Source organism: Mycobacterium sp. 852002-10029_SCH5224772, from assembly GCF_001667315.1.
In the GTDB taxonomy this organism is placed as follows: domain Bacteria; phylum Actinomycetota; class Actinomycetes; order Mycobacteriales; family Mycobacteriaceae; genus Mycobacterium.
This window is the reverse complement of sequence record NZ_LZHT01000048.1, coordinates 1-9,217: the sequence shown is the minus strand read 5'-3', so window position 1 is coordinate 9,217 and position 9,217 is coordinate 1. Positions and strand designations below refer to the sequence as shown.

The following is a 9,217-nucleotide window of genomic DNA, read 5'->3' as shown; positions in this document are numbered from 1 at the left end:
GTGGGGTTCGTATTTGTGGGCGAAGGTGTCGCCGTCGCGGGCGGTGTGACTGACGGCGTCGTAGCTGCTGAGGTACCAGAAGCCGTCGTAGTTCTCGTTCCAGGCGACCGGACATCGTTGCCGCAGTTCGGCATTGACGGCCAGCTCGTTGAGGTTGAACGCGTCGGAGTGATGGTCGAAGTCGACGGTGGCGTCGGGCCGGACCTTCGGGCGTGTGACCATCGAAAAGCTCTCCCACGGAAGCGGTCTGCTTAGTTGGCGGTGACGGGCGCTTATTGGTTTATCTTTGCATTATTACGCGTCTAGTCGTTCGTTTGGCGCGGTTGAAGATCGGTAGGGATCGTGTTCGTCAGGGGTGTGACTTGCTGCGGAGGTTGGGTTGAGTAGTCATCGAACGGTTTTCAATCACGTTGGGTTGTGCGTCACGGACCGTGAGCGGTCGCGCCGGTTCTACGAGGGCCTGCTGGGGTTTCAGTTCTGGTGGGAACTCGACCCGCCCGATGGTGCGACGTCCCAGTTGGTGGGGTTGCCCGAGCCGCTCGGCGTGCATGCGACGTATCTGGTGCGGGACGGGTTCGTGCTCGAGCTGATGGACTACTCGAAGCGTCAGGTGCATGCCGGCCCGGAGCGGGTGATGGATCAGATCGGGCTGACGCACATCTCGTTGTCGGTGTCGGACCTTCCGGGTCTGCTGGCTCAGGTGGCGGAGTTTGGGGGAGCGGTGGTTGACGGGAGCGTGTCGCAGGGCGCGGCGATGATTCGGGATCCAGATGGGCAGTTGTTGGAGTTGTTGTCGGATGGGTGGTTGAAGATGCTGCCGGCGCGGCCATAAAACTCGTCTGGCCCGCTAACCCTCCTACCGTTTCGACTTGTCGTCGGTGCCGGTCAAGTACTCATGGTCTCCACCAGTCGGTTCCGGAGCCGCCAGGACCGTGGCCCAAACTGGTTACTCCCTCGTCGCCACAGGACACCAATCACTCGACGAGGCGCGTGTCCGAAGTCGCATCACGCTTCGATCACCCGAGCACAACCAGTAACATCCGGCGTGTGGAAGCCAGATCGCTCTTTAAGACACATCCAGAGACCATCGAATCTCTACTGATCGAGATTGAGTACGGGAAATTAGCCTTGCCCGAATTCCAGCGAGATTTCATATGGGCGCCCGAGAATACGGCTAGCCTTCTCAGTTCGATAATCGCGAGATACCCAGCCGGCTCTCTACTCACTTGGCATCCAAGCAAGATTGAGTTGGAGCCCAGGGCGATTTTTGGGGCGCCTCCGCTGAAGGGAAAACCGGAGCGCTTAGTGCTCGACGGTCAACAGCGACTAACTGCATTATATCGCGCGATCCGTGGCAAGACAGAAGAATCATATTTTTTGAACCTACGTAAGTTGATCGATACGGACTCTTTTGAACTGGTCGCGACCGAGTTCATTGAGTGGGATGCGGTCATACAAGCCCGTCCGCTTACTGCGAAAGAACGTCGGGACCTTAAGCTGAAAACACCTAAAGAACCAGACCATCGGACGCCAGAATGGCAATATGAGCAACTCTTATTTCCGCTTGGTGAAAATTTCGATGATTGGTACGATGGCATACTCGACACAATTCCTGACCAAGCCGAACGCAAAAGGCGTAAAAAGATCTTCCAAAACGCCCGCAAATCATACCTGGACCAACTTGAGAAGTACGAATTTCCAGTAATCAACTTAACAGACGCTGCATCGCTACCGGCGGTCTGCATGGTTTTTGAGAAACTTAACACTAACTCCGTTCGGCTTGGTCCATTTGAGATCCTTACCGCCAAATTCTTTAAGGACATAAGCTTAAGAAAATTATGGGAATCAGCGCGTGCTGAATACCCCGTCTTACGCGACCCTGGCCAAGAGAACGATTACAGCGGCTTTTCCATAGATCCTTATTTGGTGCTGCAAATCATTACTTTGATTCAGCACCAGAGCCCCCAACGGAAGGCAGTACTTAACTTACTTTCCGCAGTGGACCTTGCGGACCACTGGGAGAAAGTGATCAAAGCTTTAGTGGGCGTCATCGAATGGCTTCGCGATAGTTGCGGGGTGGTTCACCGTGATCTTCTTCCCTATCAAGCAGTGCTCGTACCACTTACTGGTGCCTGGATACAGCGCAATTCTCTACCTCCACCAAAGCGAGCCAAAGCCCTGGAAAAAATAAGGCAATACTTCTGGGCTTCAGTTTTTACAACTAACTTCGACCAAGGCGCCGCGAGCCAGTCCGAAAAGGACTACCACGACCTTAGAAGGTGGTTGCATGACTTAAAAGAAAACGGCAAGCCCATCACTCCTGAAGTCATCGACGACCTTCAAATTACCGCCGACAGCTTGTTATCTGCTACGGCAAAGAAGAAGGCTCTCCTCCAAGGATTGATGGCTCTCACAATTACCTGTGGCGCACGTGACTTCTTCAACGGCGAGGAGTTGAACCCGGCAACTTACGTTAAGTCAAAGATTCAGTCGCACCATCTTTACCCGAAGGCGCGTCTTGAAGATGCGACCAAGGCCGGCCTTGACCCTGAAGGTTACAGTCCTGACCTTATTCTGAACCGAGCGATGATCGGTGCCGACACCAACAAACGGATCGGGGCCGCCAAGCCAAGTAAATATGTCGCGGATATGGAGGCTACAGGAAGTGGCGTGACCGCAATCTTGGAGTCGCATCTAATCGATAAGGGCGCACTCGAATGCGACAGTTATGAGTTTTTCCTTAAGTCGCGCTTAGTAAAAGTAATACAAGCGATCGAGTCACAGACGGGTAAAACTGTCGAAGCATTGACAATCAAAGAAGGTGGATCGGCTGACGATCAACCCGCGATCGCATGAGCGTTCGAGGCAGGTAACAGGGCGTCGGACATGCGTGATGCTGGCAGACGCACCGACATCATGGGGCCGCCACATTGCTTGGTTCGGCGGCGACGACCTAGCGCCGCGGTATCTGGTAATCGTCCGCCAATGGCGCCAGCCCGCTGATCAATTGTCTCTGCAATCAACGGAACTCACAGCAGCCAGTCTGCTCGTTCGTATCGAGTAAGTCAGGGGTTCGATTCCTCCGAGCTCTTACACGGTTTGAGCAGTGAGGCGCTCGCCACCGGCGAGGAAACTTCGGCCGTCCGCAAGTGCGTCCGCAGTACTCTTTACATACACGTCTGGACTGTCCGCAACGCCGTCCACACCTTTATCGAATGGACCAGCATACATAGATATCGAGAGTCACGGCCACTTTCTTAGCGAAGCATCCGCTGACCGAATCGCTGGCGGGCAGTCTTTCAACGCCAGCCCATGCTGGCAAGCGCAGTATTGTTGACAAAAGTCGGTCAGTTAATCAGCGCGTTGAATCGTTGACGCAATAATCCGCTAAGGCTTGCGGCGGTACCGTTCTGTTCCACTTCGCCTACTAATGACTTAAGGTCGTCATCGTCGAGTGCTGTAATAAAACCACGCGAATCCCTCGCCGTATCCCTAAGTGAGTTCAATACGCGGCGCTTATCCGAATATGATCGGTAGACTAGCAGCCCATACAATCCGCGCGAAGGCGAAAAACGGCCTGCTATTTGATCGTACTCGGGATTGCCAAGGGGGCGAGAATAGTTTTTGCACTCGACCATGATATTTGCGGATGGATAGTGTTTTGATAGCCATTCAAAGAAGCCGGACCGCCCCATATTACTATATGTAATGTCTATACGCTTCCGTTCGTCGTGAATTCTCATTTGCCGAACAGGATTGGCAAGATCCGGGTAAAAAAGTGCCGTAAGCAGCGCCTCGATGGCCTTCTCATACGCATCGGCGCCTGCTTGCCCGGGTTCGATCGCAAGAACATCGCTCAGCAGAGGGCCAAAGTCGGGTTCCAATGTGTTAGTGGCTTTGCTGATGTCTTCGTGACTCAGCGCCGGCGCGGGCCGTAGTTCCTTATTATCCTTGAATGACTGCAATAGCTCTGGATTGCGGTCTGTCGCGTCCAAGTTAATGCGCTTCTCAACACCAGGCACCTCGCCGGCCTGGTGCTTAGCCCGATATTTTCTCTCTACATCTTTCTTATAAACACGATGCGCGCCGGACCTCAGGACATGGACCAACGTTGATCGACGCGCTAATTCATCGCGTTGAAAGAAGGGCAGAACATAGTAGCGGTAATACTCACCAGGGTCATGAAAAAGCTTGCGTCTAACAATGCTCTTTGGGACTAGTAGCAGCGGAGCGCCTGCCACGGGTAGATCAAAGAACTCCGGTTCATCCCACATACGGCGTTGAGGATTCCAGCAGCAGGCGACCGACACCGATGGCGTAACTGGAATACCATAATAATTGGCCACCGCTTGGGTAAATTGAACTAGTTGTGGCCGGATAATATTTGTCACAACATCTGAGATGCGATCCTCACGTACTCCTTCGATAAATAGCGCAGCATCTTCAATGTCGCTAATCAAGCCCGATTGCAAGGCGGAACTAGTTGATAATTCTGCATAAAATTTCTCTGCGAGGCCAGGGCCTACCCCGCTGCCACGACTTCTTTTTGAATAACCGAGGCGCGTTGAGTTATCCTCACCCAGAAATGATAAAAGCGTTTTTGCGGCGCCATTCTGGCCCGCACGGATAAGATCTAAAACCGACTGGAAAAAATTTTGTACCCTACTTGCACACTCGTTTGCCCAGGAGGAATTCATGTTGGCAAGCACTGACGGGTCGATAAATAATGGAAGATCGCGATCGACGTAGACGTCGATGAAGTCAAGCGTGGCTTGCGTGCCAGACAAGCCAAAATATTCGGAAACGCGCACTGATCGACCCTCAACCCCTGTCATCGACAATTGCACTGCTCAGTCACTGTCTGACGCCTTTTCGTGCTTGCCATCACGTCTTGCTCGCGCACGTGTACGCCCGTACTCAGCGTCGAAGCTGCGTCCCCACCCGCTTTTAGCCGGCCAAACTCGAATTCAAGGGCTGTGAGACGCCGACATACCTCGAATCCGCCTGACAACGCCCTCCGACTCCGAGGGACCTCTCTTGGCTGTACGAGACCATACGCGATGCCGTACAAGGTTTTCGAAGGATGATCTTCCCTTTCGAACACGACGACGTAATCATTCGCCTCGTGAAAGCCGTGCTCATGCAGTGTTGCGGCCCGGTCGCCTTCGGGAAGTGTCCGGATTGCTGCCAGGACGCTATCTCGAGTGATTGAGGTACGTCTCCAATTTCGAGGTAGATGTGCGGTACTGCTGTCCTTGGTCATAGTTGACGTTAACTCAGCTCCCTTATCGAAGGGAGCGTGTCAAGAAAGTCGAATCATGCCTATGGATGGTCTCGCAAACCGCACGCCAGTCGCCGGGCAGTTACCGACTCTCGCTCGGCGAGTGCGAAACCCAGCCTGAAACCGACTGACCGCGCCGAACGCAGTTTTACCAGACGAGCAGGCCGCATCTGGGTTGTTCGCCCCCAGCTGATGAATCCACGATTTTCATGCGAGCCGCGCTCTGAACGGATACTCTTCCGTCCGGGCTGGGCGCCCTGTTAATTTGAACATCTTTTTCGAGGTGGAGTGTGCGGGTTCAACTTCTAGCTGCCGCGGCAGCTATTTCAGTAGGGGCGTTATGCGTTGCACCCGTGCTCGTCGCAACTGGGCCAACCACGATCATGGCCAGTTGTGGGAAGGGCTACTACCAGAACTCGGATGAGCAATGCATCCCTAGTCCATCATCTGGCCTGCCTCCTGGGGGTGCTCCCGGCCTCGTAGGTAGTGGTGGGATGCCTCCCGGAGCTACCGCGATTTGCCGAGATGGAGACTACTCGTACAGCACGCACCATACCGGTACATGCTCGGGTCACGGCGGCGTGAAGCAGTGGCTTAGCAACTAAGCGTTAGCCAGCTGATATACGGATGTGGACCTGGCGCTTCGCATTCTCGGTCCGACCGCGATGTTTGACAGGTAGGAAAGACAATCGCGATGCGGTCGAAGTTGCAAAGGTGTGCCGTCGTGTTTTAGGCGTAGTCTGCATCCTCACGCTGCGCTAAAGAGCATGTCCCTCCAAGACTTCGGCGCCTTCGCCGGCACCAAATCCGACTGCCGATAGAGCTGCCCATCAGGCGCCACATATCTCCCCGTCCCCGGGTCGTAATGCAGCACCGCAACCGACGGCGACACACCAGACCCGTTGGAGCCAAACGCACTTGGCGCCGCCGGCACGGCATCCGCATCAGGCGCCGTCGGCGGCCGGTTAAGCGAACCTGGCGCCGGCGGCCCGGGCGCCGTTCCAGCGGGCGCCGCCCCCGGCGGCAAGGGCGTCCCATCCACCGGACCAAAAGTCCTCTGCTCGATACCAGCCCGGTCATCCGGCGGCAGCCCCTGGGAGAGCAGATTCGGATCCAGCGGGTACGGCCCCAGTGCATGCTGCCTCTCCGCAAGAGGCACGTACTCCTCGTCGCTGTTGCAGATTTCGACTGTGGGAGCGCGCTTTCCGGGCTTGGTCATGCAGGGATAGTTCCGCGCGCCGCGCACGGAGATCGGCGAGTCTTGCGGCAGCTTGCAATACAGATTGTCGGGGGTATCGGCCTCCCTCACATCAGCGGGGGAGCGCCACTGCGACGGCGGCAGGAACCCCACCGTGCATGCCGGCGGGTCGGCGATGGTCAGCGTGAACCCACCTACCGCCAATCCGGTCGGGTTGTTGGTCACACCGTAGGAGCCATACGCCGCGACCGACGGGGGCAACAGCACCAGCAGCTGTTCCAGCGCGGGGTGATAGGTCACCCCGATCTGCCCGATGGTGGACAGGTTCGCCAAGAACACCGGCAGGGTCGGCTTCACCTGCTCCAACAGCCGCGAAACTTCTTGCGCGAAGCCGGGTCCGGTGTGCAGCAGCTGCCGGAACTGCGAGTCGTCTTTCACCATCTGGTCGGTGAAACCGGCCAGGCTGTGCGCCCACCGCCGCGTCTGGTCGGAGGTCTGGGCCTGCGCATCCAAAAAGGGCCGGCCGTCGTCGACCAGGGCGCGAGTGTGATCGACGACGGCCGAGGCGTCGTGCGACAGCTTGCTCGACGCATCCAGCATGGACTCCAGGTCGTAGCCCGACCCGTTGAACGCCGTGAACGTCTCGTCGAGCAACTGCTCGACCTTGTCCTTAGGAATGCTCTTGACCAACGCGCTGAGCTTGTCCAGCATCGGCCCCACCGGGCGCGGAATGCTGGTGTCACGCGCGGCGATCACCGACCCGTCGCGCAGATAAGGCCCAGCTCCCGAGCGCGGCACCAGATCCACGTACTGCTCGCCCACCGCCGACATGCTGCGCACCGCCGCGTGCACGTCGGCGGGGATCTTCGGCGAAGTGTCGATCGCCAGTGTGGCTTTCGCTCCGGTGGCCGTCGGGCCGACCGCGGTCACCTTGCCGACCTGCACGCCACGGTAGGTGACGTTGCTGAATCGGTAGAGCCCGCCGGTATCCGGCAGCTCCAGGGTGACGGTGAGCTTGCCGACCCCGAGCAACGTCGGCACCTGCATGTATTGAAAGAACATGAACCCCATCGCGACCACCGAGGCGAGCGCGAAGATCGTCAACTGCATCCGAACAAACCGCGTCAGCAGCATCAGCCACCACCGCGCGACGGTTGATCCACGGGCGCAATGGCACTCAGATCGGGGGCCGCCACAGCAGGTGGCGCGGGCACGCCAGAAGGCGGGCCGCCAGGCGCAACCGGGGGAGCGACGGCGAACCCCAGCGGGTCGTACGTGTAGTTCCCATACCAGGGATCACCCGGCGCCGGCACCAGCGGCGCGTCCGGATCGCCCCACCGGGTGCCGGCCAGCAGCGTCCTCTTGAGCCGGGGAATGGTCATGTCGATGACGGCGAAAACGTTGAAGTAGTCCCCCCGCACCGCGCGGTCGATGAAGTTCTGCGTGAATGGGAACGTCGGCACGTACCCCAACACGGTGCTCAGATCCGGTCCCACCTCGGCGAGCGCCTGGATCGTCGGTTCCAGGTTCTGCAGATTCTTCACCAGGTCGGCCTGGGTGTCGTTGACCAGCCGGGTGGCGGTGGTGCTGAAGACGCGCAGCTTGTCCAGCGCCGCGACGATGCGCGGGCGTTCGCGGATCAGCACGTCGAGCGCGGGCGGAATCTTGCGCAGCGCCTGGGTGATCACCTCCCGCTGGGAGGCGAACGTGCCGGCCAGCCGGTTCAACGAATCGATCGACGCCATGATCCTGTCGCGCTGCTGATCCAGCACACCGACGAACTCGTCGAGCCGAGTCAACAGCTGGCGGATGTCGTTCTCGTGCCCGGCCAATCCCGCGCTGAAGTTGTGCACGATGTCGCCGATCTGGCCCAGCCCACCGGAATTGAGCACCACCGACAACGCCGACAACGTCTGCTCGGTCGACGGATACGACGACGAGCGGTCCAATGGAATCGTCGCCCCCGGCTGCAGGCGCCCCCGCGCGGGCTGGCCCAGCGGGGGATTGAGCTCCACGTGCATCGACCCCAGCAGACTGGTCTGCCCGACGGCGGCCACCGCGTTGCCCGGCACCACCACATCGGGCTTGACCGAGACCTCGACGTCGGCGTGATCACCCTTGACCCGCATCTTGCCGACGCTGCCCACGATGACGTCGGCCATCATCACCGGCGAATTCGATTCCAACGTCCCGATATTGGCGATCTCGACGTGATAGACGCTCGCATGCGGGCCGCGCCCGACCGCGCCGGGCAGCGGCAGCGAGTTCACACCCTGAAACGCGCAACCACCCACGGCGAAGCACGCCACAATACAAAGCCCGAGAAGCCTCGTCATGGCGGCGGCGCCCCCAGGCCGGCCGCTGCCGGCTGATCGCTCGGCGCGGGCCGGCCGTGGTCGGGCAGCAGCAGGTCCTCCACGCTGTGCGGCGTCGAATCACCGTTGAGGCCCGTGTAGGCGGAAAACCCCGGCGGGGCCTCGGGGGGCGTCGCCGAGGGCCCCTCACCGTCCGGCGCCAAACGCGGTTCGGCGTAAATGATTTTCCCGGGCGTGGCGATCTGCTGCAGGATGATGTTCGTCGGGATGGGCAGGTAGTTGAAGTTCGCGGTTCGCATCCCCGGGCCGCCGTACTCCGCGCACAGCTTCCCCGATTCGGTCGCGGTGACGTTCGCGACCGCCCCGATCGCGTCGCACAGGAAATGCACCGGGTTGGAGAAGTTGTTGATGATGAAGCTGCCC

Annotated in this window: 6 protein-coding genes and 2 pseudogenes; 3 read left to right on the top strand and 5 right to left on the bottom strand. The window is 58.6% G+C overall.

Annotated features, from left to right (window positions below):
- Window positions 1-222: pseudogene (locus A5775_RS10770) on the bottom strand (cytochrome P450); the annotation flags it as partial.
- Window positions 223-379: 157 nt separating this feature from the next.
- Between A5775_RS10770 and A5775_RS10765 the strand changes: the two are divergent.
- Both A5775_RS10765 and A5775_RS24780 read left to right on the top strand, forming a co-directional pair.
- On the top strand, window positions 380-832 hold the full coding sequence (locus A5775_RS10765) for a VOC family protein (protein ID WP_067251721.1): 453 nt from the start codon (window positions 380-382) through the stop codon (window positions 830-832).
- Window positions 833-1,047: 215 nt separating this feature from the next.
- Complete coding sequence (locus A5775_RS24780; RefSeq protein ID WP_197512506.1) at window positions 1,048-2,856, top strand: DUF262 domain-containing protein; 1,809 nt, start codon at window positions 1,048-1,050, stop codon at window positions 2,854-2,856.
- Window positions 2,857-3,347: 491 nt separating this feature from the next.
- Here A5775_RS24780 and A5775_RS24775 read toward each other — a convergent pair whose 3' ends face one another.
- A complete protein-coding gene (locus tag A5775_RS24775) occupies window positions 3,348-4,811 on the bottom strand; it encodes a hypothetical protein (RefSeq protein ID WP_082952963.1) in 1,464 nt (487 codons plus the stop codon).
- 760 nt (window positions 4,812-5,571) lie between these two features.
- On the opposite strand from A5775_RS24775, the gene A5775_RS26115 reads away from it, so the two are divergent.
- Window positions 5,572-5,886 carry a DUF3761 domain-containing protein gene (locus tag A5775_RS26115; protein WP_369827818.1) on the top strand — a complete coding sequence of 105 codons (315 nt, stop codon included), beginning with the start codon at window positions 5,572-5,574 and terminating at the stop codon, window positions 5,884-5,886.
- Between the two features lie 143 nt (window positions 5,887-6,029).
- Here the strand turns inward: A5775_RS26115 and A5775_RS10755 are convergent, their stop codons facing one another.
- The 3 genes and pseudogenes from A5775_RS10755 to A5775_RS10745 form a co-directional block, all read right to left on the bottom strand.
- Window positions 6,030-7,610: an MCE family protein gene (locus tag A5775_RS10755; RefSeq protein ID WP_067251724.1), complete on the bottom strand. Its 1,581-nt coding sequence runs from the start codon at window positions 7,608-7,610 to the stop codon at window positions 6,030-6,032.
- Between the two features lie 2 nt (window positions 7,611-7,612).
- Complete coding sequence (locus tag A5775_RS10750; protein ID WP_067251716.1) at window positions 7,613-8,815, bottom strand: MCE family protein; 1,203 nt, start codon at window positions 8,813-8,815, stop codon at window positions 7,613-7,615.
- Window positions 8,812-9,217, bottom strand: a pseudogene (locus A5775_RS10745) (mammalian cell entry protein); the annotation flags it as partial. The pseudogene A5775_RS10745 and the gene A5775_RS10750, both read right to left, overlap by 4 nt.

Coding starts and splice junctions, on each gene's coding strand:
- A5775_RS10750 (WP_067251716.1), bottom strand. CDS start 8,815: ATGACGAGGCTTCTCGGGCTTTGTATTGTGGCGTGCTTCGCCGTGGGT.